The organism is Arthrobacter sp. B0316-1-20, assembly GCF_059091865.1.
The window spans coordinates 425311-448893 of record NZ_JBNHHC010000003.1 but is presented as its reverse complement, the minus strand read 5'-3'; the positions used below and the strand labels follow the sequence as shown (position 1 = coordinate 448893).

The 23583-nt window shown below is 68.7% G+C and carries 20 protein-coding genes; 7 read left to right on the top strand and 13 right to left on the bottom strand.

Features of this window, described 5'->3' with window-relative positions; translation table 11 throughout:
- The first annotated feature begins 175 nt into the window (after nt 1-175).
- Nucleotides 176-1426 carry an APC family permease gene (locus tag AC5RW2_RS07265; RefSeq protein ID WP_494073872.1) on the top strand — a complete coding sequence of 417 codons (1251 nt, stop codon included), beginning with the start codon at nt 176-178 and terminating at the stop codon, nt 1424-1426.
- Between the two features lie 84 nt (nt 1427-1510).
- Here the strand turns inward: AC5RW2_RS07265 and hisS are convergent, their stop codons facing one another.
- Complete coding sequence (hisS, locus tag AC5RW2_RS07260) at nt 1511-2860, bottom strand: histidine--tRNA ligase (protein WP_494014060.1); 1350 nt, start codon at nt 2858-2860, stop codon at nt 1511-1513.
- Nucleotides 2861-3055: 195 nt separating this feature from the next.
- Here hisS and AC5RW2_RS07255 point away from each other — a divergent pair, with 195 nt between their 5' ends.
- From AC5RW2_RS07255 to AC5RW2_RS07245, 3 genes are all read left to right on the top strand, one after another.
- Nucleotides 3056-3847 carry a peptidylprolyl isomerase gene (locus AC5RW2_RS07255; RefSeq protein WP_494073871.1) on the top strand — a complete coding sequence of 264 codons (792 nt, stop codon included), beginning with the start codon at nt 3056-3058 and terminating at the stop codon, nt 3845-3847.
- Nucleotides 3848-3910: 63 nt separating this feature from the next.
- Nucleotides 3911-5488 (top strand): DUF349 domain-containing protein, encoded by a 1578-nt coding sequence (locus AC5RW2_RS07250; protein ID WP_494073870.1) that lies wholly within the window; start codon nt 3911-3913, stop codon nt 5486-5488.
- A 98-nt stretch (nt 5489-5586) separates the two neighbouring features.
- On the top strand, nt 5587-6198 hold the full coding sequence (locus AC5RW2_RS07245) for a type IV toxin-antitoxin system AbiEi family antitoxin (RefSeq protein WP_494073869.1): 612 nt from the start codon (nt 5587-5589) through the stop codon (nt 6196-6198).
- A 58-nt stretch (nt 6199-6256) separates the two neighbouring features.
- Here the strand turns inward: AC5RW2_RS07245 and AC5RW2_RS07240 are convergent, their stop codons facing one another.
- The 9 genes from AC5RW2_RS07240 to pdxT all read right to left on the bottom strand — a co-directional run bounded on the left by AC5RW2_RS07240 (nt 6257) and on the right by pdxT (nt 16088).
- The gene (locus AC5RW2_RS07240) at nt 6257-8467 is read right to left on the bottom strand and encodes a RelA/SpoT family protein (RefSeq protein WP_494014064.1); all 2211 of its coding nucleotides are present in this window, start codon (nt 8465-8467) and stop codon (nt 6257-6259) included.
- A gap of 270 nt (nt 8468-8737) precedes the next feature.
- The gene (gene secF, locus AC5RW2_RS07235; protein ID WP_494023015.1) at nt 8738-9733 is read right to left on the bottom strand and encodes a protein translocase subunit SecF; all 996 of its coding nucleotides are present in this window, start codon (nt 9731-9733) and stop codon (nt 8738-8740) included.
- Nucleotides 9734-11461 carry a protein translocase subunit SecD gene (gene secD, locus AC5RW2_RS07230; RefSeq protein ID WP_494014066.1) on the bottom strand — a complete coding sequence of 576 codons (1728 nt, stop codon included), beginning with the start codon at nt 11459-11461 and terminating at the stop codon, nt 9734-9736.
- A 111-nt stretch (nt 11462-11572) separates the two neighbouring features.
- The gene (gene yajC, locus AC5RW2_RS07225; RefSeq protein ID WP_493999825.1) at nt 11573-12016 is read right to left on the bottom strand and encodes a preprotein translocase subunit YajC; all 444 of its coding nucleotides are present in this window, start codon (nt 12014-12016) and stop codon (nt 11573-11575) included.
- Between the two features lie 142 nt (nt 12017-12158).
- Nucleotides 12159-13244: a Holliday junction branch migration DNA helicase RuvB gene (ruvB, locus tag AC5RW2_RS07220; protein WP_493987107.1), complete on the bottom strand. Its 1086-nt coding sequence runs from the start codon at nt 13242-13244 to the stop codon at nt 12159-12161.
- 1 nt (nt 13245) lies between these two features.
- On the bottom strand, nt 13246-13881 hold the full coding sequence (gene ruvA / locus AC5RW2_RS07215; RefSeq protein WP_494014068.1) for a Holliday junction branch migration protein RuvA: 636 nt from the start codon (nt 13879-13881) through the stop codon (nt 13246-13248).
- A 157-nt stretch (nt 13882-14038) separates the two neighbouring features.
- Nucleotides 14039-14599 carry a crossover junction endodeoxyribonuclease RuvC gene (ruvC, locus tag AC5RW2_RS07210; protein ID WP_493999827.1) on the bottom strand — a complete coding sequence of 187 codons (561 nt, stop codon included), beginning with the start codon at nt 14597-14599 and terminating at the stop codon, nt 14039-14041.
- 26 nt (nt 14600-14625) lie between these two features.
- On the bottom strand, nt 14626-15381 hold the full coding sequence (locus AC5RW2_RS07205) for a YebC/PmpR family DNA-binding transcriptional regulator (RefSeq protein ID WP_494073868.1): 756 nt from the start codon (nt 15379-15381) through the stop codon (nt 14626-14628).
- A 2-nt stretch (nt 15382-15383) separates the two neighbouring features.
- Nucleotides 15384-16088 (bottom strand): pyridoxal 5'-phosphate synthase glutaminase subunit PdxT, encoded by a 705-nt coding sequence (pdxT, locus tag AC5RW2_RS07200; RefSeq protein ID WP_494073891.1) that lies wholly within the window; start codon nt 16086-16088, stop codon nt 15384-15386.
- Between the two features lie 134 nt (nt 16089-16222).
- On the opposite strand from pdxT, the gene AC5RW2_RS07195 reads away from it, so the two are divergent.
- Together AC5RW2_RS07195 and AC5RW2_RS07190 are read left to right on the top strand one after the other, a co-directional pair.
- Nucleotides 16223-17518 (top strand): MurT ligase domain-containing protein, encoded by a 1296-nt coding sequence (locus AC5RW2_RS07195; protein ID WP_494073867.1) that lies wholly within the window; start codon nt 16223-16225, stop codon nt 17516-17518.
- Complete coding sequence (locus tag AC5RW2_RS07190) at nt 17518-18240, top strand: type 1 glutamine amidotransferase (protein WP_494073866.1); 723 nt, start codon at nt 17518-17520, stop codon at nt 18238-18240. Before AC5RW2_RS07195 ends, AC5RW2_RS07190 begins: the two co-directional genes overlap by 1 nt.
- Before the next feature lie 76 nt (nt 18241-18316).
- Here AC5RW2_RS07190 and AC5RW2_RS07185 read toward each other — a convergent pair whose 3' ends face one another.
- Nucleotides 18317-19690, bottom strand: coding sequence for a CapA family protein (locus AC5RW2_RS07185; protein WP_494073865.1), 1374 nt, complete (start codon nt 19688-19690; stop codon nt 18317-18319).
- Nucleotides 19691-19792: 102 nt separating this feature from the next.
- Here AC5RW2_RS07185 and AC5RW2_RS07180 point away from each other — a divergent pair, with 102 nt between their 5' ends.
- Nucleotides 19793-21841, top strand: a complete 2049-nt coding sequence (locus AC5RW2_RS07180; RefSeq protein WP_494073864.1) for a M3 family metallopeptidase — start codon at nt 19793-19795, stop codon at nt 21839-21841.
- 89 nt (nt 21842-21930) lie between these two features.
- Here AC5RW2_RS07180 and pdxS read toward each other — a convergent pair whose 3' ends face one another.
- Both pdxS and pgsA read right to left on the bottom strand, forming a co-directional pair.
- Entirely contained in the window at nt 21931-22845 is a 915-nt protein-coding gene (gene pdxS / locus AC5RW2_RS07175) for a pyridoxal 5'-phosphate synthase lyase subunit PdxS (RefSeq protein ID WP_494014074.1), read from the bottom strand.
- A 124-nt stretch (nt 22846-22969) separates the two neighbouring features.
- Entirely contained in the window at nt 22970-23581 is a 612-nt protein-coding gene (pgsA, locus tag AC5RW2_RS07170; RefSeq protein WP_494069108.1) for a phosphatidylinositol phosphate synthase, read from the bottom strand.
- Nucleotides 23582-23583 lie beyond the last annotated feature (2 nt).

Below are 23583 nucleotides of genomic sequence, written 5' to 3'. Positions count from 1 at the left end.
CGCCGCCCGCTGTTTACCTGGTGCGGCGGCGGGGTACGGCTATGGTGAGTGGAGATGTAGACGAGTTTACCGTTGATCAAGCTGCGCCCCGGACCTCGGCTGCCGTCGCGCGAGGGGAAATGGCCCGGACCGGCCGGCCGGCGCGGGGCGCAGCGGGCAAGGAGCTGGAGCAACTGTGAGTAGTGAATCGTCGCTGGAACGCCGCCTCGGCGGGGTCGACGCGACCACCGTGGGCGTCGGATCCATGATCGGTGCCGGCGTTTTCGTGGTGTTTGGTCCCGCGGCCGCCGCGGCCGGTTCGTGGCTGCCGCTGGCGCTGGGCATCGCGGCGTTCGTGGCCTATTGCAACGCGGCGGCGACTGCGCAGCTGGCCGCCCTCTACCCCACCAGCGGCGGCACGTACATTTACGGACGGAAGCGGCTGGGCGAATGGCCCGGCTTCCTGGCCGGCTGGAGCTTCGTGACCGGCAAGATTGCCTCCTGCGCGGCCATGGCCCTGACCTTCGGCCTCTACGTTTTCCCGGAGTATGCCACGGCCGCTGCCGTGGCCGCGGTCGTCGTGCTGACCTCGATCAACCTGCTGGGCATCACCCGGACCGCTTGGGTGACCCGGTGGATCGTGTCGTTCGTGGCCGCCGTGCTGGTGTTCGCGGTCGTTGTGGCCTTCGACGCCGATCCGGTCGGGGTCCCGGGCGGGCAGATCGCCGCGTCCCCGTACGGTGTGCTGCAGGCCGCGGGGCTGTTCTTCTTCGCCTTCGCCGGCTACGCCAGGGTCGCCACCATGGGCGAAGAGATCCGGGAACCGAAGAAGCTGATTCCGCTCGCTATTTTCTCCGCGCTGCTGATTACCTTCGTGCTCTACGTGCTGATCGGCCTGGGACTGCTGCGCTACCTGGGGCCCGAGCTGCTGGCGGAGAGCGATGCCCCGCTGCGCGCCGTCATGGAGGAGGTCGGCGGCGGCGTGGGCACCACGGCCATGGGCATCGCAGTCGCCCTCGCCAGCCTGGGCGCCCTGCTGGCGCTGATCGCCGGTGTCGGCCGGACCACGTTCGCCATGGCCCGGGAAGGCGACCTGCCGCGCGTCTTCGCCACGGTGGGCACCCGGTTCAAGGTTCCGTGGGTGGCGGACCTGGTGGTGGCCGCCGTCGTCATTTTCCTGCTGCTCACCCAGGATGTGCTCGCCGTGGTGGGGCTCTCCAGCTTCGGCGTGCTGATTTACTACAGCGTCACGAATGCGGCCGCCCTCACCCTCGACGAGCGGCCCTGGCACGCGCCGAAACTGCTGAATGTCGCAGGGCTCCTCGGCTGCCTGCTGCTGGCCTTCACCCTGCCGGTCACGTCCGTGGTGATGATGCTGGCCGTGCTCGGCGCGGGCGTGGTCGGCCGCGCGGCGCTGGCGCCGGTCCGCCGCCGTCCGGGCGGCTGAGCGGGGTCGCCGCCAACCGCGGCGGCTGAGCGGGGTCGCCGCCAACCGCGGCTGCTGAGCAGGGCCGCCCGACCGCGGCCGCCCTTAGTGGGCGGCCGCGGTGATCTGCGGGGCCAGATCCTCCGCCGGAGGGGTCCAGACCGCCGGATCCGCCGCGGCCTGGTCGCCGGAGCGAATGTCCTTGACCTCGTGGCTGAGGCTGCCGTCGTCGGCCACGGAGGTGAACCAGACGTAGGGGATGCCGCGGCGGTCCGCGTACTTGATCTGCTTGCCGAACTTGTCTGCCTTCGCGGCCACCTCCACGCTGATGCCGCGTGAACGCAGCTCCCCCGCCACGTCCTGGGCCTGCGACCAGCTGTCCTCGTTGGCCAGGGCGACCAGCACGGTCGTCGGCACCTGCCGGGACGCCACGGCGAACTCCTGTCCCAGGATCCGCATGACCAGCCGGGTCACGCCGATGGAGAGGCCGACGCCGGGAAAGGTCCGGTTGCCCTTGGCCGCCAGCGCGTCGTAACGGCCTCCGGAGCAGATGGATCCCAGCTGCTCATGGCCCACAAGGACGGTTTCGTAGACCGTGCCGGTGTAATAGTCCAGGCCGCGGGCGATGCTCAGGTCGGCCAGCACCTTGCCCGGGGCGCGCCGGTGCGCCTCGCCGATGACTTCCTCCAACTCGGCCAGGCCGGTGTCCAGCAGCTCGTGCCGGACTCCGAGCGCCCGCACCTGGTCCACGAAGGAGGTGTCCTCGGTGCGGATGGATGCCAGCTTCAGCGCGGCCTGCGCCTGTTCGTCGGTGGCGCCCAGTTCTTCCTGCAGCAGCGCGGCAACCTTCTCGGGACCGATCTTCTCCAGCTTGTCGATGCTGCGCAGTACCCCGGCGGTGTCGGTCAGCCCGATCCCGCGGTAGAAGCCCTCGGCCAGCTTCCGGTTGTTTACGCGCAGCTTGAACTCGGGGATGGGCAGCGCGCTGAGGGCCTCGACGATGACCAGCGCCAGCTCCACGTCGTAGCGGAAGGGCAGCTCGCCGTCGCCCACCACGTCGATGTCCGCCTGGGTGAACTCGCGGGCCCGGCCCTCCTGCGGACGCTCGCCCCGCCAGACCTTCTGGATCTGGTACCGGCGGAACGGGAAGGCCAAGTGGCCGGCGTTCTCCACGACGTAGCGGGCGAACGGGACCGTAAGGTCGAAATGCAGGGCCAGCTTGTCCTCGGACTTGCCCTCGGATTCGTCGGCCTGCAGGCGGTGCAGGCCGTAAACCTCTTTGTCGATCTCGCCCTTGCGCAGCAGCTGGGCCACGGTTTCGACGGCGCGGGTCTCGATGGAGGAGAAACCGTGCAGCTCAAACGTCCGGCGCAGGGAATCCAGAACATGCAGCTCCACAAGCCTCTCCTGCGGAAGCCATTCCGGGAAGCCTGACAGGGAGGCCTTGCGTGCCATACGGACGTATCTCCTAGTAGATGAGGGGTAAGGATGAGGCGGGTGCATTAAAGCCGGCGGCAGTGCTGCGGCACTGGATCGCTAGACTGGCTGCTGGACCAGTTTAAGGCCTGCCACGGCAGCGGAACCAAACGCGCTGCCGGGCGCCGCCCCGGCGCCGGGCGGAGTCTATTAGCGCAACGACCAGGAGGAGCTTTGGCCCGGAGCCGTCATGACCGCGAAACCCGGCGCCGCATTGCCCGGATGGAGGCCAAACGCGACCTGCGCCGGCAGCAGGCGGCGCGGCGCAAGCGCGACAACATCATCGGCGGCGCAGCCTTGGCGGCACTGGTAGTCGGCGGCGTGATCGTGCAGATGACCGTGTTCGCCTCGAACCCCACTCCGTCCGAGGTGGAACAGGTCCGCCGGGGCCTCGAAGACCCGCAAGGCGTCGCCTCGCCGCCGCCCTCCGCGAACGCGGCCGGCATCCCGTCGCCGGAGATCGCCGAGGGAAAGGTCTTCAACGGCACCATCGCCACGAACGAGGGCGATATCGGTGTGGAACTGGACGGCAACGTGGCGCCGCAGGCGGCAGCGGTCTTCAGCACCTTGGCCCGGGACGGTTTCTTCGAGGGCAAGACCTGCCACCGGCTCACCACCGCCGCCAGCATGGGCGTGCTGCAGTGCGGTTCCGTGGACGGGGCCGGCGGCGGCGATCCCGCATACCAGTGGGGCCCGGTGGAGAACACCCCCGAAGACGGCGTGTATCCGGCCGGCACAATCGCCGTCGCCCGCGGCGCCGATACCTACAGCAACGGGACGCAGTTCTTCATTGCGTGGAAAGATTCCACCATCCCGCAAGATACCGGCGGCTACACGATTATGGGTAAGGTAACCGAAGGGCTGGACGTCATCGAGCAGATCGCGGCCGGAGGCGTCGAGGATGCCGACAGCCAGGACGGCCCGCCTAAGATACCGGTAACAATAGAGTCGTTCACCCTCCAGTGAGCACCCCACCACGATGGTGCCGCTGAATACGCGGCCCCAGGCACAAGCGAAAGAGTTCTAGCGGTGACACCCAGTCAGCAATCCGACGAAGCAGCCCAGACCGCCCAGACCGAACAAGCCGCAAACGGTTTGGCAGCGGAACAGGTTCCGACCGACCAAACGGCAAACGGCTCGGCAGCCGGCCAGCCGCCTGCCGCAGAGGCGGCGCCGCAGGCCACCGAGGACGAGGCCCCGGCCGCGCCCTCCCCCAGTGCCCCGAAGCCGGCAGGCAAACCGGCCCCGAAGCCCGCCCCGGGCCGCAAGCCCACGCCGGCGGCCATGCCGGGAAAGATTGCTGCCGCTGCCCCCGCACAGCACGTCATCCCTGTTCCGGCGGTCGCCTCCACACCGCTGTCCGAGGCGTCCAAGTGGGCCCGCGTCACCGACGACGGCCACGTCTTCCTACTTGTCGACGGGCAGGAACATCCGGTCGGACAGTACCCGGACGCCAGCAAGGACGAGGCGCTGGCCTACTTCGTGCGCAAGTATGACGACGTGGCGGCCCAGGCTGCCCTGCTGGAACAGCGGGTCGAAGCCAAGGCTCCCTCCAACGACATGCACAAGACCCTTGAGCATCTGAAGGCCCAGGTGGCCGAGCGGCACATGGTGGGCGACGTGCCCGCGCTCGAGTCCCGGCTGGCGAAACTTGGCTCAGCCATCAGCGAACTGCAGAAGGCCGAGAAGGCAAACCAGGAAGCCCAGCGAGCCGCAGAACTGGCGGCCCGCGAAGCCATCGTCGCCGAAGCCGAGGAGATCGCCGGCAAGGACCCGTCGTCGGTGCAGTGGAAAACCAGCAGCGCCCGCATGAACGAACTCTTCGACGCGTGGAAGGCCGCCCAGAAGAACGGCATCCGGCTGGGCCGCAGCACCGAGGACGCACTGTGGAAACGCTTCCGCTCGGCACGGACGGTCTTTGATCGGCACCGCCGCGCGTTCTTCAGCCAACTGGACAGCGACAACGCCGCGGCAAAGGCCGCCAAGGAAGCCCTGATCGCCCGGGCCGAAGAGCTTTCCACCTCCACGGACTGGGGCCACACCGCGGCCGAGTACCGGAAGCTGATGGACGATTGGAAGGCATCCAAGCGCGCCAGCCGCAAGGACGACGACGCGCTCTGGGCCAGGTTCCGGGCGGCGCAGGACAGGTTCTTCGCGGCACGCCAGGCCGCCAACGAGGCAATCGACCAGGAGTTCGCCGCCAACCTGGTGGTCAAGGAAGCGCTGGTCGCCGAGGCGCAGGCGCTGCTGCCAGTGACCGATCTGTCCGCAGCCAAGAAGGCCCTGCAGTCCATCCGTGATCGTTGGGAGGAAGCCGGCAAGGTTCCGCGCGGCGACATGCAGCGGATCGATGCCGGCCTGCGCAAGGTCGAGGATGCGGTCAAGGCCGCGGAGGACGATCACTGGCGCCGGACGAATCCGGAGACCAAGGCCCGCACCAACAGCGCCCTGTCCCAGCTCGAGTCGGCCATCGCCGGGCTCGAGGATGACCTGGCCCAGGCCGAAAAGGCCGGCGACCAGCGGCGGATCGCCAAGGCCCGGGAGGCCTTGGAGGCGCGCCGCCAGTGGCTCGACACGCTGCAGCGCTCAGCGGAGGACTTCTCCTAGAGGACCAAGCCCTACACAACCCGAGGGCCCCCGAACGGCTTTCCACAAGGCGTTCGGGGGCCCTTCGGCTGTCCCGGCCCGTTTGGCATGCTGTCTGCATGGCCCGTCTACATCCCGCCGCCACGGCGGCTGAACGTACCGCCCAGGCCGCGCCGGCGGTACTGCGGCCGGGGCATCCGTTCAGCCGCAGCGAACTTGAGTGCATGCGTCTGGAGGGCCTCTTAGTCAACGTCTACGGTCCGGGGTTTGCCTTGCCATGGGAGCCGATCACGCCCCGACACCGTGCGGCAGCCGCGTACTTCAGCCTGCCCGGGCATGTCCGCCGGAAAGTGGTGCTGGGGAGGATGACGGCGGCATGGGTCTACGGCTGCGCGCCGGCCCCGCAGAAACTCTCGGTGCTGCTGGACCACCGGCACAGGACCACGTCGCAGGGCAGGTATCGCCTTGCCCTGATCCACGAAGTGACACTTGGCCCCCTGGATACCGTGACCATCGGCGGGGTCCCGGTGAGCACGCCGCTGAGGACCGCACTGGACGTGGCCCTGCACGTTCCGGACCAAGAGGCCATCCCCGTGTTGCGGGCGCTGGCCGGGGCCAGCGGACTCGACTGCCCGCTGGACGCCGTCCGGCAGGCGGTGGAGGCGAGGCCGAGGCTGCCGGGCAAGGCCCGGGCCCTGCAGCGCCTGGACTCGGCGACGGGTACGGCCTGACGGCGGGAACGCTCCTGCGAGGCGGCCGCGGAGTGGCGTCCCACCGCGGGCGGGCGGATCAGCGGCGCTGGGACCCCGAGGTGCGGTACACGTCGTAGACGCCGTCGATGCGCCGGACCGCGCTGAGCACATGGCTGAGGTACTTCGGGTCGCCCATCTCGAAGGAGAACCGCGAGATCGCGAGCCGGTCGCTCGAGGTATGCACCGTGGCGGAGAGGATATTGACATGGTTCTCGGCGAGCACCCGGGTGACATCGGAGAGCAGGCTCTTGCGGTCCAGCGCCTCGACCTGGATCTCCACCAGGAACACGCTGGACTGGGTGGGCGCCCAGGCGACATCGACGATCCGGTCGGGGCTTTCGCGCAGTTCCGCCACGTTGCGGCAGTCGGACCGGTGCACCGACACCCCCGAGCCCCGGGTGACGAACCCGATGATGGGATCCGGCGGGACCGGGGTGCAGCACCGGGCCAGCTTGACCCAGACGTCGCCGACCCCCACGACGGTGACGCCGGAGTCCGGATGCTTCGGCCGCCTGACCGTCGTCGGGAGCGACGGCTCGGCCTCCTCGACCGCCTCGCGTCCGCCGAGCAGGCCGACCAAGTGCTCGATCACGTTCTGGGCGGACGTGTGGCCGTCGCCCACGGCGGCGTACAGCGCCGACACGTCGGCGTGGTGAAGTTCCTGCGCCACCGACATCAACGCGTCGTGCGTCATCATCTTCTGCAGCGGCAGGTTCTGCTTCCGCATGGCGCGGGTGAGCTGGTCCTTGCCCTTTTCGATCGCCTCTTCGCGGCGCTCCTTGGTGAACCATTGGCGGATCTTGTTCCGTGCCCGCGGGCTCTTGACGAAGCCCTGCCAATCCTGGCTGGGACCGGCGCCCTCCGCCTTGGAGGTGAAGATCTCCACCCAGTCGCCGTGGCTGAGTTCGCTGTTCAGCGGGACCAGCTTGCCGTTGACCCGCGCACCGATGGTGCGGTGGCCGACCTCGGTGTGCACGGCATAGGCGAAGTCCACCGGCGTTGATCCTGCCGGCAGCGCCATGACTTCGCCCTTGGGCGTGAAGACGAAGACTTCCTTGGCGTTGATTTCGAACCGGAGGGAGTCCAGGAACTCGGCGGGGTCGCTGGTCTCCTGCTGCCAGTCGACCAGGCTGCGCAGCCAGCCCATGTCACCGCCGTCGGCCGTCCCGCCGCGGGCGATGTCCTTGTACTTCCAGTGGGCCGCGACGCCGTACTCGGCGCGGCGGTGCATCTCGTGGGTGCGGATCTGGATTTCCACCGGCTTGCCGCCCGGGCCGATCACCGTGGTGTGCAGCGACTGGTACATGTTGAACTTGGGCATGGCGATGTAGTCTTTAAACCGGCCGGGCAGCGGGTTCCAGCGCGCATGCAGGGCACCGAGTGCCGCGTAGCAGTCGCGGACCGTATCCACCAGTACCCGGATGCCCATCAGGTCGTGGATGTCGTCGAAGTCCTTACCCCGCACGATCATCTTCTGGTAGATGGAGTAGTAGTGCTTGGGCCGGCCGGTAATCGTGGCCTTGATCTTCACCGCGCGCAGGTCGTCGCCGATCTTGGTGCGCAGCGTCGTCAGGTACTTCTCCCGTTCGGGGGTGCGCTCCCCCACCATCCGCACGATCTCTTCGTAGACCTTCGGGTGCAGGGCCGCGAAGGAGAGATCTTCAAGCTCCCACTTGATGGTGTTCATGCCCAGCCGGTGCGCCAGCGGGGCGAAGATCTCCAGGGTTTCGCGCGCCTTCTTCGCCGACGACTCCGGCGAGACAAAGCGCCAGGTCCGGGCGTTGTGCAGCCGGTCGGCCAGCTTGATCACCAGGACGCGGATGTCCTTGGCCATCGCCACGACCATCTTGCGCACGGTCTCGGACTGGGCCGCGTCGCCGAACTGCACCTTGTCCAGCTTGGTGACGCCGTCCACCAGCATCGCGATCTCCGGACCGAACTCCGCCTTCAGGTCGGCGAGCGTGTACTCGGTGTCTTCGACCGTGTCGTGCAGCAGCGCGGCGGCCAGCGTCGTGCCCGTCATGCCCAGTTCCGCGAGGATCGTGGCCACAGCCACCGGGTGGGTGATGTACGGGTCGCCGCTCTTGCGTTTCTGCCCTCGGTGGCTGCGCTCGGCCACCACGAAGGCGCGGTGGATCAGGTCGAAGTCCTCGCGCGGGTTGTTGGCCCGGACGGTGCGCAGCAGCGGCTCCAGGATGGGCGAGTAGCTGGTCCCGCCCCGGCCGGCCAGCCGGGCAAGCCGGGACATCGTCCGTTCCCGGCGCCCCGGGAAGGCATGGCGGACCGGTGCGTTGCCCGGGACTTCGGCGGCCGCGGGCACCACAGAAGGACCAGGATCCGGTGTCACACCGGCGTCACTGGCCTGGTCTGTCGACCTGAGGTGTTCGGCCAATCCTTCCCGCCTTCCCGATGAGTCCTGGAACCGACGCTACAGCCCGCAAGGCAGCGGCGCACAGCCCAGCACTGTTCCGCAAACCATTCTATGCTCGTCCGGCGGCCCGGGCGTTCCGGTGCGGCATCACCCGACGGGGGCGGCCTCGGTGCGGCGCCGTTCTTCCACCTTCTTGGCCTGCTTGAGCAGTGCCGGTTCCTTGGCCCGGAGCCGCGCATACATCGGCGCCGCAATGAAGATTGTGGTGGCGGTGCCGATGATGATGCCGATGAACAGTGCCAGGGACACGTCCTTCAACGTGCCGGCGCCGAGCAGGAACGCGCCGATGAACAAGATGGCGGCGACCGGCAGGACGGCGACCACGGAGGTGTTGATGGACCGGACCAGGGTCTGGTTCACGGCGAGATTGACCTCCTCCGCGAAGGTCCTCCTTGTGGACTTGTCCAGGTCTTCCGTGTTCTCGCGGATCTTGTCGAAGACCACCACCGTGTCGTACAGCGAGTACCCCAAAATGGTCAGGAAGCCGATGATCGCCGAGGGCGTCACCTCGAAGTCGCTCAGCGAATAGATGCCGGCGGTCACGATGAGCACCACCACCAGGCCGCTGAGCGCGGCGACGGACATCTTCCAGGTCCGGAAGTACAGCGCCATCATGATCGCCGCCAGCACAACGAACACCACCAGGCCCCAGATCGCCTGCCGGGTCACGTCGGCACCCCAGGTGGGACCGACGTACGAGGACGTCACCTCGTCTGACTCGACGTCGTAGGCTTCGACGAGGGCGTCGCGCAGTTCCAGGGTCTGGTCGTCGTCCAGGCGTTCGGTCTGGATCCGCATGGTCCCCGGGGCGATGTTCGTCACGCGGGGATCGGCATCCGCCGCGACTTGGGCCACGGCCGCCTCGCCGGGGCCGACGTCGGTGTTTTCCACGTTGGACACGGTGAACTCGGAGCCGCCGCGGAAGTCGATGCCCAGGTTGAACCCGCCCTTGACGAACGGCACCACGATGGACAGGAGGATCGCGGCGGCGGCAATGCCGAACCAGAGCCTGTACTTGGAGACAAAGTCGTAGGAGCGCTTGCCGGTGTAGAGATCGTTGCCCCACTTAGCAAAGTTGGCCATTTAGTTGCTCTCCTTGTCGGACCCGCGGCCCGCGCCGCTGGTGGCGCGCTGCTTCTCGGCCGCCCGGCGTTCGGCGATGGTCTGGCGGCGGTCGGCTTCGGCAGCCGCCGCGGCGTTCTTGGCCCGCACCGGCACCTTGCGTTCGCCGGGCTGGCGGATCCGTCCTGCGCCGCGGTACAGCGGCACCGCGTCCAGCAGGCGCGGATCCAGGCCGGAGAAGCGGTGGCCCTCGCCGAAGAACTTGGTGCGTGCCAGCAGCTGCATGGTCGGGTGCGTGAACATGAAGACCACCAGGAGGTCGGCCACCGCGGTCAGGCCCAGCGTGAACGCAAAACCGCGCACGTTGCCCACCGCCACGAAGTAGAGCACGACGGCGGCCAGCAGGTTGACCGCCTTGGAAGCCAGCACGGTTTGCCGTGCACGCTTCCAGCCGTTGTCCACGGCCGAGACCAGGCCCCGGCCCTCGCGCAGTTCGTCGCGGATGCGTTCGAAGTAGACGATGAAGGAGTCGGCGGTCTGGCCGATCGCCACGATCAGGCCGGCGACCCCGGCCAACGACAGCCGGTAGTTTTCGGTCCAGCCCAGGATGGCAATCGCCAGATAGGTCAAAATGCCGGCCACCACCAGCGACGCGATGGTCACCAGGCCGAGCATGCGGTACTGGAAGATCGAGTAGGCGGCGACCAGCACCAGGCCGATAAGCCCGGCGATCAGGCCCATCCGCAACTGGTCGGCGCCCAGCGTGGCGGAAATCTGCTGCTCGCTCTGGATCTCGAAGCTGATCGGCAGCGCGCCGTACTTCAGCTGCTCGGAGAGGACACGGGCCGATTCTTCCGTGAAGTTGCCGGTGATCTGCGGCTTGCCGTCCGGGATGACCGCGTTGGTCGTGGGAGCGGAAATCACCTCGCCGTCCAGCACGATGGCGAACTGGTTCTGGGCGCCGGAGAGCCCGAACAGCCGTTCGGTCACTTCCTTGAAGGTTGCGGTTCCCTCGCTGTTGAACTCGATGTTCACCGCCCACTGGTTCAGCGTCTGTCCCTGGGTGCCGCGCACCTGGCCAAAGCTGGAGTCGGCGATGTCGGTGCCGGGCACCTCCACCGGGCCCAGGATGTACTTCATGCCGGTATCCGGTTCGCAGGCGACCGTCGGCTTGGCCGGGTCGGCCGGCTCGGTCTCCTCTGCGGCCGCGGCCGGGTCAAGGCACTCCAGCGCCTCGAACTCCTGGTAGAGCTCCGGGGTGATCCAGTTCAGGTCGCTGGCGTTCTTCGGTTCGGCCGCCGGTTTCGGAAGGTCCGCTTCGGGCGTCCGCTCCTCCTCCGGAACGGCGGAACCCGGTGCAACGGTGAGCACCGGGCGGAATTCCATGGCGGCCGAAGCCTGGATCAGTTCGCGGGTCCGCTGGTCCGGAACACCGGGCAGGCTGACCACCACGTTGCGGCCGGACTGCGTGGTGATCTCGGCTTCCGCCACGCCGGAGCCGTCGACGCGCTGGCGGATGATCTCCACGGCCTGGTTGAGCTGCTCGGCGGTGATCTCGCCTCCGCCGCCCTGGACCTGCGGAGCCAGGATCATCTGGGTGCCGCCCTCAAGGTCGAGCGCCAGCTTTGGCGCCCAGCTTGCCTGGCCGGTGAATACACCGCTGCCCAGGATGACGGTGCCGGCGGCCAGGAGCACACCGAGCCAGATAAGTGTCCGCCGCGCAATGCTGGTGGAACCGGATCGTGCCATGGAAGATCTTTCTCTCATCGGCTCAGTCGGCCGGAGGAACCGGCCGGTACATGGCGAAGTGGCGGGGCATGCCCCGCCACTGCACGCCTATACGGCTAAGCCGTCGCTGGCCTACTTGGTGTCTTTGTTCTGCTCTTCGTTGAGCCGCTTAAGGGTGTCCTCGGCGGATTCCTCCGGGCGGGTAGCGCTTTCCGCGGTGAGGGACGAGGCGTCGTCGGGAACCTCGGGGGCCTCCGGCGTCACGACTTCGTTCACCGCCTGGGTGTGCACGGTGGCGGTGTTGCCCGGCGACAGTTCAAGGACCACCTTGTTGTTGTCGGGGTCGAGGGAAACGACGGTGCCGAAGAGGCCGAACTGAGTCATCACTTCGGTGCCCGGCACCATCTGCTCCTTGATGCGCTCGGCCTTTTCGCGCATCTGCGCCTGGACCTTCTTCTGCTTGCGGAACATGAAGAAGATCATCAGCGCGAAAACGGCGAACAGGGCGATGGTCATCACGTCGATGCCGCCCGACTGCTGCTGGGGAGTGGTGCCGGTGAAGAGATTTACGAACACAGGGAAGTTCCGTCCTAGAAGTCTGGAGCGGACCGGTAGGAAAATCCGGACCGTGTACGCAGCCTGCCGCGTCCCGTGAGGGACGGCGCACTCCGCACGTTCCTACCATTCTACGCGGTGACCGCCCTGACACGGTCAAGCTTCAGTTTTCGGCGAAATCCGTGTCCGGCTCCAGCAGTTCCGAGAGCAGGTCTTCGGTCTGTCCCGCGGCCAGGTGATCCGGCACCGCCAGCCCCAGGTGTTGCCAGGCCGCGGCGGTGGCGATCCGTCCGCGCGGCGTCCGGCCGAGCAGCCCTTCGCGGACCAAGTAGGGCTCGGCCACCGTCTCCACCGTCTCGGTTTCCTCGCCGACGGCTATGGCCAGGGTGGATAAACCGACGGGCCCGCCGCCGAACTTGGTGATCAGGGCGGTCAGCACCGCCCGGTCCAGCCGGTCCAGTCCCCGTTCGTCGACTTCATACATATCGAGCGCCGCGGCTGCCGCACGCGCATCGATTTCCTCGATCTTGTGCACAAGGGCCCAGTCCCGCACCCGGCGCAGCAGACGGTTGGCGATGCGGGGCGTGCCGCGGGAGCGCCCGGCGATCTCGGCGAAACCGGCCGAACTGACCTTGAGGTCCAGCAGCATGGCCGAGCGGCGGAGCACCAGCTCAAGCTCCGCGACGGCGTAGAACTCCAAGTGCCCGGTGAAGCCGAACCGGTCGCGCAGCGGCCCCGGCAGCAGCCCGGCCCGCGTCGTGGCCCCGACGAGGGTGAACGGCGGCAGGTCGAGCGGGATGGCGGTGGCGCCGGCGCCCTTGCCCACCACGATGTCCACCCGGAAGTCCTCCATCGCCATGTAGAGCATTTCCTCTGCCGGCCGCGACATCCGGTGGATCTCATCCAGGAAGAAGATCTCCCCTTCGGTCAGCGACGACAGGATCGCCGCCAGGTCGCCCGCGTGCTGGATCGCCGGCCCGGAGCTGATCCGCAGCGGCGCGTTCATTTCCGCGGCGATGATCATGGCCAGCGTGGTCTTGCCCAGTCCGGGCGGGCCGGACAGCAGGACATGGTCGGCTGTCCGTTCGCGGATCCGGGACGCCTCCAGCACCAGCGACAGCTGCTGGCGGACCCGGGCCTGGCCCACGAAATCGTCCAGGTTCTTGGGCCGCAGCGCCGATTCGATCGCCCGTTCTTCGGTTTCCGACGTGTTGGCGACCAGCCGGTTGTTCTCGGAATCCTCCGCCACGCTAGTTCACTCCCGCGGTCCGCCGGGACGCGCCGGTCCGGGCGCCGTCCTGGCCGAGCCTGCGCAGAGTCAGCCGCAGCAAGTCGCCCACGTTGCCTGCCGCTGCCGCCTCTGGATTTTCCTCGGCGGTGGTGTCCACCGCCGCGGCGGCGTCCTTCTCGGACCAGCCCAGGCCGGCCAGGGCCTCCTGCACCTGTCCCTTCCAGCCGCCCTTTTGCTGGGGGGCCTGCTCGCCGGTGGGGATCAGCTTCCCGGCCAGCTCGAGCACGATCCGGCCGGCGAGCTTCGGCCCGATACCCGGAACCTTGGTGAACGCCTTGCTGTCCCCCTCCGCGGCGGCAACCCTCAGCGCCTCGGGCGAGTGCACCGACAGCGCCGCCAGGCCCAGCCTCGGGCCGACCCCACTGACCGAGATGAGGGTTTCAAAAACTTCCCGTTGCGCTGCGTCCTCGAAGCCGAACAGCGTCATGGAGTCTTCGCGCACAATCATGGTGGTGGCCAGTTCGGCCTCCCGCCCCACGAACAGCGTGCCCAGGGTCTGCGGCGTCGCCTGGACGAGCATGCCGAATCCGTTGACGTCGATCACGGCCGATTGCAATCCCACGTGGGCGACGACGCCGCGCAACGAGCTAATCATGAACTCAACTCCCAATTCCGGCACTGCGGCCCGGAGCCCGCCCCGCGGGCAGCACGGCGGCGGATGTCCGAACATATCTACGAATAGCTTACGGGGCAGCACGGACATTGCCGGCCACCGCCACACCGTGGCACCGGTTCCGGCGGCCGGCCGCACGTCAGCGGCGGGTGCGCTTGGCCTTCGCTTCGGCCTCCGCCCAGAGCCGCTGCGCCGTCGTCATCCCGCCGCCGGCAGCCGGTCTCGCAGCTCCGCCGCGCCAGGCATGGGTGATCGCCAGCGCCAGGGCGTCCGCGGCATCGGCCGGGCGCGGCGGGGTGTCCAGCCGAAGGATCCGGGTCACCATCTTGGTCACGGCGGCTTTGTCCGCCTGCCCGTTGCCGGTGACCGCCGCTTTCACCTCGGTGGGCGTGTGCAGCGCGACGGCGATCCCGCGCCGTGCCGCCGCCGCGATGACCACCCCGGACGCCTGCGCGGTGCCCATCACGGTACTGACATTGGTCTGGCTGAAGACGCGTTCGACGGCGAGCACGTCCGGGGTGTGCGCGTCGAGCCATTCGTCGATCGCGTCGGCAATCTTCAGCAGGCGCAGCTCCAGCGCCATGTCCGGGGTGGTCCCCACCACACCGACGTCCACGAGGGAGGAGCGCCGGTTCGGTTCAACATCGACCACGCCCAGGCCGCAGCGGGTCAGGCCCGGGTCCACTCCCAGCACGCGCATGGCGGGCGCCGACGGCCGGACCGGTGTCAGTCGTTCTCGATTTCGGCGAGGACGTCCGCGCTGATGTCGGCGTTGGAGTAGACGTTCTGGACGTCGTCCAAGTCCTCGAGGGCATCCACCAGCTTCATGAACTTCCGGGCCGCGTCCGCGTCGAGCTCCACGGCCATCGAGGACACGAACTCGATTTCGTCGGTTTCGTATTCGATGCCGGCCTCTTCCAGTGCGGCCACGACGGCGCGCAGGTCCGTGGGATCGGCGTGGACCTCGAAGTTGTCGCCCTGCTCCTTGACTTCCTCCGCGCCGGCTTCGAGCACCGCCATCAGAAGGTCGTCTTCCGTGAGTTCATTCTTGGGCAGGGACACCACGCCCTTGCGGGAGAACATGTAGGACACCGACCCCGGGTCGGCAATGGTGCCGCCGTTGCGGGTGATGGCCAGGCGAACCTCCGAGGCGGCCCGGTTCTTGTTGTCGGTGAGGCACTCGATCAGCACAGCGGAGCCCTGCGGCCCGCGGGCCTCGTAGATGATTTCGCTGTAGTCCACCGTTTCGCCGGTCAGGCCGGCACCGCGCTTGACCGCGCGGTCGATGTTGTCGTTGGGAACCGAGGTCTTCTTGGCCTTTTGGACGGCCAGTTCCAGCGCGGGGTTGCCGGACATGTCCGCTCCCCCGTTGCGCGCCGCTACCTCAATGTTCTTGATCAGCTTCGCGAACGACTTGGCACGCCTGGCGTCGATCACGGCCTTCTTGTGCTTGGTGGTTGCCCACTTGGAGTGTCCGGCCATGCTTACGCCTCTCCTCTGACGATGCGGATGAAAAGTTCGTGGATGCGGCGCTCCCCCGTAATCTCCGGGTGGAAGGATGTCGCCAGCAGATGCCGCGAACGCACTGCCACTATTCTAGCTGTCCCGTGCAAAGTGTCGGTGTGGGAGGCCTCCTCCGGCTGGACGGCAGCCAGGACCTCCACGCCCTTGCCCACGCGTTCCACCCAGGGCGCACGGATGAACACGGCGTGGACCGGCGCCGGGTCCTGGCCGGGAGACGCCGCGCTGAACTCCAGGCCCCGGAAGTCCAGCTCGGACTCGAACGATTCGCGCTGCCGGCCGAAGGCGTTCCGACGCACCGTTATATCCAGGCCGCCCAGCGTCTGCTGCGGTTCGCCCTTCAGGTCGGTGGCCGGGTCTGCAATCTCCCGGGCCAGCATGATCATGCCCGCGCACGAACCGTAGACCGGCATGCCCGCCTCGATCCGCCCCTTCAGCGGGTCGGCCAGCTCGAAAATGCGGGTGAGCTTGTCGATAGTCGTGGATTCACCGCCTGGGATGACCAGGCCGTCCACGGCCGCCAGTTCCGCAGGCCGGCGCACCGGCACCGCCGTGGCGCCGCTGTGCTCCAGGACGGATAGATGTTCGCGGACATCGCCCTGCAGGGCAAGCACACCAATCGTGACCACGGTGACGGTTCCTCGGAGTTCGCATCGGGGCCGCCTCAGTGGCGGCCGTACGGAAAAACAGTAGTGCCAACCGGTCCGGCGGTGTTAAACGGTGCCCCCTCCCCTGTGGTGACCGACACTGTTAGGCCCGGGCCGACGGCGCCGGGGCACGGCGGCTTGTATAGTCTCTACTCATGCGACACCTCCTTGCGACCGTTGCCGGAAAGGCCGTAAAGGCGGTAGCCAGGCTCCGCGGCGGCGGTTCCGCACTGCCCGGCCTGGTGGCCGAAAAAATCGATCCACAGTTCCTGCCGCGCACGCTCGGCGAGCTGCCGCGCGGCGTCGTGGTGATCAGCGGGACGAACGGCAAAACCACTACCACCAAGATGGTGGTGGAGCTGCTGCAGGGGCAGGGCCTGAAGGTGTTCACGAACCGGACGGGCAGCAACTTCACCCGCGGCGTGGTCGCTGCCGTGCTGGGCGACTCCGACGCCCGGGGCCGGCTTGACGCGGACATTGCCGTGTTGGAGCTTGACGAGGCCCACGCGGTTCACTTCGTCAAACTGGTGGCCCCGCGCTACAGCCTGCTGCTCAACGTCATGCGCGACCAGTTGGACCGCTTTGGCGAAATCGAAACGACCGCGGGTTTCCTCCGGCAGATCGCCGCCGCGACGACCGAGGCAGTGGTACTGAACCGGGAAGACCCGCGCATCGCGGCGCTGGCGGGCGCCGTGGCCGCGCCGCGGGTCGAATACTTCGGCCTGGCGCCGCAGCTGCGCCACATGTTTCCGCACGACGACGAAATGCGGTCCGCCGCCTCCGCCGACCCCTCCGGCGCCACCGCCGCCGACGCCGGCCGGCCGAGCGCCGACGTCGTGCTCTCGGCCTGCGAAGGGGCCGCCGCAACCTTCCAGCTGGACGGCCGTGAGCTCGAGGTCGAGCTGAAGCTGACCGGCGTCTACAACGTGTTCAACGCCGCCGCGGCGTTGGTGCTGGCGCGGACCGTGTTGGGCCCCGCGGTGGACGAGCCGGCGCTGCTGGCCTCGCTGGAGAACGTGACGCCGGCCTTCGGCCGCGGCGAATCGCTGACCGTCAACGGCCAGCCGCTGGACCTGGTGCTGGTGAAGAACCCGGCCGGCTTCCGGCTGGCATTGAAGTCCTTCCCCGCCGCCGGCTACCGGACCATGATCGCCATTAACGACAACTACGCGGACGGGCGGGACATGTCCTGGCTGTGGGACGTCGACTTCGATTCGCTGCGGGACACCGGCGTGGCCGAGGTCTCCGGGGTCCGGGCACGCGACATGGGACTGCGCCTCTTCTACGAGGACGTTCCGGTGGACCGGGTGGACACGGACCTCAATGCCTCGCTGCAGCGGTTCATCGCGGGCGGTCCGGAGACGCCGAAGCGCATCTACTGCACCTACACCGCCATGCTGGCGCTGCGCCGCGAGCTCGGTAAACTGACCGAAGTGGAAGTGGTCTCCTGATGGACGCTCCTGTTATCGACCTGCTCCAGCTCTACCCGCGGGACATGAACATCTACGGCGACTGGGGGAATGTCCTGGTGCTGCGCAAGCGCCTGGAGCTGCGCGGCTACGACGTCCGGCTGCACGAGTACAACCCCGGCGACGCGTTCCCCGAGCAGGTGGACCTGATCGTCGGCGGCGGCGGCCAGGACTCCGGCCAGAACAAGATCCAGGCCGACCTGCTGGCCCAGGGCGGCCGGCTGCGGGAGCTGGCCGAGGACGGCCTGCCGATGCTGGCGGTCTGCGGCCTCTACCAGCTGTTCGGCCACCGGTTCACCACCCACACCGGCGAGGTCATCACCGGCATCGGGCTGCTCGGTGCCGAAACCGTGGGCGGGCCCACCCGGTTGATCGGCAACACCGTGCTCGAAAGCGGCGAGTTCGGCACGGTTATCGGGTACGAGAACCACAGCGGACTGACCACCCTCGGCAGCGATGTCCGGCCGTTGGGACGGGTCACCAAGGGCCAGGGCAACAACGGCACCGACGGCACCGAGGGAGCCCGCTACCGGAACGTCATTGCCACCTACCTGCACGGTTCCCTGCTGCCCAAGAACCCGGCCGTGGCCGACTACCTGATCCGCCACGCCGTCGAGCGGCGCTACGGGAGCTTCAACGACGTGCCGCTGGACATTCCGCATGAGGCCGAAGCCCGCGCCGACGCGGCCGCCCGTCCGCGCTGACGCCGGCGGACGCTGACGCTTGGCAGACACTGACGCCAGGCCGTCGCTAAGCCAGTCCGGGCGACGGGCCGCGGCGTCAATCGCCGCTGAGCAGCCACTCGCGGGCGACGTCCGTCGGGGCTCCCATGGACTCGACGGTCGCCTTGGTCCGTAGCCGGCTGGCCGCGTCCGCCTGTTCGGACACGCACCAGTCCCCGGACTTCGCGGCTGCCGCCAGCGCATCCGCTGCCACCGGGCACCAGCGGTGCCCGGGTCCGTCGAACGTGGCCGGCAGCCAGTCCAGCCCCGCCACCTCCCAGGAGCCGTCGTCGCCGGCCTGGCTGAACCGGGCCCGGACCATCATCCCCTCGGTGTTGAGGATGTTCGGGGTTGCATGCGCGGCGAGGGTGTTGCCCAGCCCGTAGACGATCCAGGTGCCGTCGTGGCGCTCAATCGGCTGGACGGAGTGGCTGTGGTGCCCGTACACCAAGGAGAACTCGCCGCTGTCGGCCAACGCGTGGGCAACCTCCTGCTGTTGCGGGCTGGCGTAGGCGGTGTATTCGTCCCCGGCATGCACCGCTCCCAAGACGATGTCCGCGCCCTGCGCCCGGGCCTTCCTGGCCTTGGCGATCATCGCCCGGGGATCCAGCACGTCCACCTGCCAGGGCCGGTCCGGCTCCAGCCCGTTCAGCGAGAAGGTGCCGGTGATAACCGCGATCCGCGCGGCCGGGGTGTCCAGGACCAGTACCTCCTCGGCCTCGGCCGCGCTGGCGTAGGTGCCGGTGTGTTCCAGGCCGCGCGCGTCCAGCGCCTGCAGGGTCCGTTCCAGGCCGGCGGTGCCGTGGTCGAACGCGTGGTTGCTGGCGGTGGTGCAGGCGTCGTAGCCCAGGGCGGCGGCGGCGTCGAGGATCTGCGGCGGCGCGTTAAACGCCGGGTAGCCGGAGTACGGTCCGTCGTCACCGGCCAACGGGGTTTCCAGCTGGCAGACGGCGAGGTCGGCGGTGTCCAGGTATTGCTCCTGGGCCGCCAACATCGGCTCGAAGTCCAGGGCCCCTTTCCCGGTCCGCCGGGCGTCGGCGACCGCCTGCTCCCAGAGCGGCTCGTGCAGCAGCAGGTCGCCGGTGAGGGCCACGGTGGCGCAGCGGATTCCCGGGCACGCCGGGACCGCGCCGGCCGTCGCCGCCGGCTCCGGGGCGGGCTCCGGTGCGGAGGTCGACGGCGGTGTCTCCCCCGCGCCGCCGCTCCCCGGTGGGCCGGATCCGGAGGGCACCGCCGCCGGCTTGGTGTCGGCCGGCCCTGTGCCGGGCGGTCCGGCGGCCTCCCGCCCCGGGCCGCAGCCGGCCAGCAGCAGGGCCGCGATGGCCAACGCCGCCGCCGGTGCGGGAGTCCGCGACACCGCTGCCCAGTGAATGCATCGGCCCGGTTCCCGCACCGGGGAACCCGTCGGGCCCTCGGGCGGCTGCCTGCTCATGCCGCAAGTGTAAGTCCGGCTGTGCCGTGCACCACGGCGGCGCGGCGGCGTGCCCCCGGCAGATACGGCGGGGACGCCGGGTACCCATGGCAAAGTGGTGGCATGGCCAACCCCTTTCTGGAACCCAGTGTCCTCCCCTACGAGCTGCCCGATTTCGCCGCGATCCGCCTTGAACACTATCCGGAAGCGTTCGAGGCCGGGTTCCGCGAGCAACTGGCGGAAATCGAGGCGATCGCGGCCAATCCGGCACCGGCGACGTTCGAGAACACCGCCGTCGCCTTCGAACGGTCCGGCCGCACGCTGTACCGGGTGAGCGCCGTGCTGGACAACTTCGCCGCCGCCGACGCCACCGACGACGTGATGGAGCTGCAGCAGCAGATGGCCCCGCAGCGGGCCGCCCACCGGGACAACATCTACCTGCATGCGGCGCTCTACCGGCGGGTCTCGGCTGTCGACGAAGCCGCCGAAGGCCTCGAAGGCGAAGACCTGCGCCTGCTCACCGAGCTGCGCAAGAAGTTCCGACGGGCCGGCGCCCAGCTCCCCCCGGCGGACCAGGAGCGGCTGCGCGCCATGAACGTGGAGCTGTCGGAGCTGGACGCGGAGTACTCGCGGGAACTGCTGGCCGCCGGCAATGCCGCCGCGGTACATGTCACCGACCGCGCACAACTGGCCGGGCTCGCCGACGACGACCTGGCCGCCGCCGAACTCGCGGCGCGGGACGCCGGTTACGACGACGGATGGCTGCTGGCCCTGACCCTGCCAACCGCCCAGCCGGCGCTGGAAACCCTCACCGACCGCGGCACCCGCCGCCGCCTGCATGAGGCATCGGTGGGCCGCAGCGAAGCGGGCCGCCGGACGCTGGAGCTGGCGGCCCGCACGGCGGAGCTGCGGGCCGAGCGGGCCGCGCTGCTCGGCTTCGCCAATCATGCCGAGTATGTGCTGGACGGCCAGACGGCGCCCTCGCTCGCGGCCGTGCAGGACATGCTGGCGCGGCTCGTCCCGCCGGCCGTCGCCAACGCCCGCGCCGAGGCGGAGATCCTCGCCGAGGCGGCCGGCCACCCCCTCGAGCCGTGGGACTGGGCCTACTATGCGGAGGTTGTGCGCCGCCGCGACTACAGCGTGGACCTGGCCGGGCTGCGGCAGTACTTCGAGCTCGAACGCGTGCTCGCCGACGGCGTCTTCTTCGCCGCCAACCGGTTGTACGGGCTGCGGTTCGAGGCCAGGCCGGACCTCGCTGCCTATCATCCGCAGGCCCGGATCTGGGAAGTGATGGACGACGACGGTGCCCGGCTGGGCCTGTTCATCGGCGACTTCCATACCCGGGACACGAAGAACGGCGGCGCCTGGATGGATTCGCTGGTCGAGCAGTCCCACCTGCTGGGACAGCGCGCCGTCGTGATCAACAACCTGAACATCCCGCAGCCCGCTCCAGGCGAGCCGGCCCTGCTCAGCTACGACAACGTGGTGACGCTTTTCCACGAGTTCGGCCATGCGCTGCACGGCCTGCTGTCCCGGGTGAAGTACCCCAGCCTCTCGGGCACGAACGTGCCCCGGGATTTCGTGGAGTACCCGTCGCAGGTCAACGAGATGTGGATGCTGGAGCCGGAGGTCGCCGGCAACTACGCCAGGCACCACCTGACCGGCGAGCCGCTGCCGCGGGAGGTGGTGGACCGCATCAAGGCTGCGCAGCTGTGGGGCGAAGGCTTTGCCACCACCGAGTACCTGGCCGCGTGCGTGCTCGACCTGGCCTGGCACAGCCTGGCCGCCGGGCAGCGGGTCGAGGATCCGCCGGCCTTCGAACGGCAGGCACTGGCCGACGCCGGAATCGACCTGCCCCTGGTCCCGCCGCGCTACCGCACCGGCTACTTCAAGCACATCTTCGCCGGCGGCTACGCGGCGGGCTACTACTCCTACCTGTGGAGCCAAATCCTCGACGCCGACACGGTCGCCTGGTTCGGCGAAAACGGCGGACTCCGACCCAGCAACGGAGACCGTTTCCGACTCGAACTGCTCTCACGCGGCAACAGCATCGACCCGCTGCAGGCCTACCGGACCTTCCGCGGCCGGGACGCCGACCTGGCACCGCTGCTGGCCCGGCGCGGGCTCGACCGGGCCAGCAGCGCCCCGGCCGGCCGCGGGGACGTCCCGTAACGGCGGCCCCGGAAACGCCGGCCCCTGGAAACGACAGACGCCCGGTCCCGCACCTTCGTGCAGGACCGGGCGTTCGCCGTCGTCGGTATTTACCATCCGCGCTCGGCGAGGCGGTGCGGCTGCGGGATCTCGTCCACGTTGATGCCGACCATGGCCTCGCCCAGGCCGCGCGAGACCTTGGCGATGACGTCCGGGTCGTCATGGAAGGTGGTCGCCTTGACGATCGCGGCGGCGCGCTCGGCCGGGTTGCCGGACTTGAAGATGCCGGAGCCGACGAACACGCCGTCGGCGCCCAGTTGCATCATCATCGCGGCGTCGGCCGGGGTGGCGATGCCGCCGGCGGTAAACAGCACCACGGGCAGCTTGCCGGTGGCGGCGATTTCCTTGACCAGCTCGTACGGGGCCTGCAGTTCCTTCGCGGCCACGTACAGTTCGTCTTCGGGCATTGCCGACAGGCGCTTGATCTCGGAGCGGATCTGGCGCATGTGGCCGGTGGCGTTGGAGACGTCGCCGGTGCCGGCTTCGCCCTTGGAACGGATCATGGCCGCGCCCTCGTTGATGCGGCGCAGGGCCTCGCCCAGGTTGGTGGCGCCGCAGACGAAGGGAACGGTGAAGTTCCACTTGTCGATGTGGTTGGTGTAGTCGGCCGGGGTCAGCACCTCGGACTCGTCGATGTAATCCACGCCGAGGGACTGCAGCACCTGCGCCTCGACGAAGTGGCCGATGCGGGCCTTGGCCATCACCGGGATGGAGACGGCGTCGATGATGCCGTCCACCATGTCCGGGTCGCTCATCCGGGACACGCCGCCCTGGGCGCGGATATCCGCCGGAACGCGTTCAAGGGCCATCACGGCCACCGCACCGGCGTCTTCGGCGATGCGGGCCTGTTCGGGAGTCACGACGTCCATGATGACGCCGCCCTTCAACATCTCGGCCATGCCCCGCTTGACGCGGCTGCTGCCGGTCACGGGCGCGTGAGTTGAAGTTTCTTCACTGCTGGACACTAAAAGCCCCTAGGAGTCGGTAGGAAACGTACACCTCATCATACGTCCGGCCCGGTGCGCTGGGTCACCGATGACGTAACCTTCCTCGGGGCCCCAACCGGGGGCCTGGGCGGTCCGGGGCGGATCAGGCGGTTTGCTGTGTCTGACGGTAGACGGCCATGATCCGCTGGGCCACGGTCAGCAGGCTGGCGGCGGCCAGCAGCACCAGGACCACCAGCAGGACCACCTCCGGCAGGCCCAGTCCGGTCAGGCCGGTGAAAACCAGGACGGAAACCAGGCGCTCGGAGCGTTCGGCCAGGCCCACCGCGGCGGTACAGCCCAGCGACTCGGCCTTGGCCCTGGCATAGGAGACCAACGACCCGAGCAGCAGGCATACGAGCGCGGAGACGGCGATGGCGGTGTTCTCTCCGCCGGTGAAGAACCAGATGGCCACGCCGGCGAACACTGCGCCGTCGGCCAGCCGGTCGAGGGTGGAATCCAGGAAGTTGCCCCAGCGGCTGTTGCGCTCCAGCATGCGCGCCATCAAGCCGTCCACCATGTCGGAGAAGACGAACGCCGTAATGAAGACCGTTCCCCAGAACAGCTCCCCCAGCGGGTAGAACACGAGCGCCCCCACGGAGACCCCGAGGGTGCCCACGATGGTGACGGCGTCGGGTGAGACGCCCATCCGGATCAGGGCACGGGCCAGCGGCGTGAACAGTTTTCCGAAGAACCCGCGCGCGTACTTGTTGAGCATCG

Coding starts and splice junctions, on each gene's coding strand:
- AC5RW2_RS07180 (WP_494073864.1), top strand. CDS start 19,793: ATGGCCAACCCCTTTCTGGAACCCAGTGTCCTCCCCTACGAGCTGCCC.
- AC5RW2_RS07195 (WP_494073867.1), top strand. CDS start 16,223: ATGCGACACCTCCTTGCGACCGTTGCCGGAAAGGCCGTAAAGGCGGTA.
- ruvA (WP_494014068.1), bottom strand. CDS start 13,881: ATGATTAGCTCGTTGCGCGGCGTCGTCGCCCACGTGGGATTGCAATCG.
- hisS (WP_494014060.1), bottom strand. CDS start 2,860: ATGGCACGCAAGGCCTCCCTGTCAGGCTTCCCGGAATGGCTTCCGCAG.
- AC5RW2_RS07185 (WP_494073865.1), bottom strand. CDS start 19,690: ATGAGCAGGCAGCCGCCCGAGGGCCCGACGGGTTCCCCGGTGCGGGAA.
- secF (WP_494023015.1), bottom strand. CDS start 9,733: ATGGCCAACTTTGCTAAGTGGGGCAACGATCTCTACACCGGCAAGCGC.
- AC5RW2_RS07240 (WP_494014064.1), bottom strand. CDS start 8,467: ATGTCCCGGCTTGCCCGGCTGGCCGGCCGGGGCGGGACCAGCTACTCG.
- secD (WP_494014066.1), bottom strand. CDS start 11,461: ATGGCACGATCCGGTTCCACCAGCATTGCGCGGCGGACACTTATCTGG.
- pgsA (WP_494069108.1), bottom strand. CDS start 23,581: ATGCTCAACAAGTACGCGCGCGGGTTCTTCGGAAAACTGTTCACGCCG.
- AC5RW2_RS07190 (WP_494073866.1), top strand. CDS start 17,518: ATGGACGCTCCTGTTATCGACCTGCTCCAGCTCTACCCGCGGGACATG.
- AC5RW2_RS07245 (WP_494073869.1), top strand. CDS start 5,587: ATGGCCCGTCTACATCCCGCCGCCACGGCGGCTGAACGTACCGCCCAG.
- AC5RW2_RS07205 (WP_494073868.1), bottom strand. CDS start 15,381: ATGGCCGGACACTCCAAGTGGGCAACCACCAAGCACAAGAAGGCCGTG.
- ruvC (WP_493999827.1), bottom strand. CDS start 14,599: ATGCGCGTGCTGGGAGTGGACCCGGGCCTGACCCGCTGCGGCCTGGGC.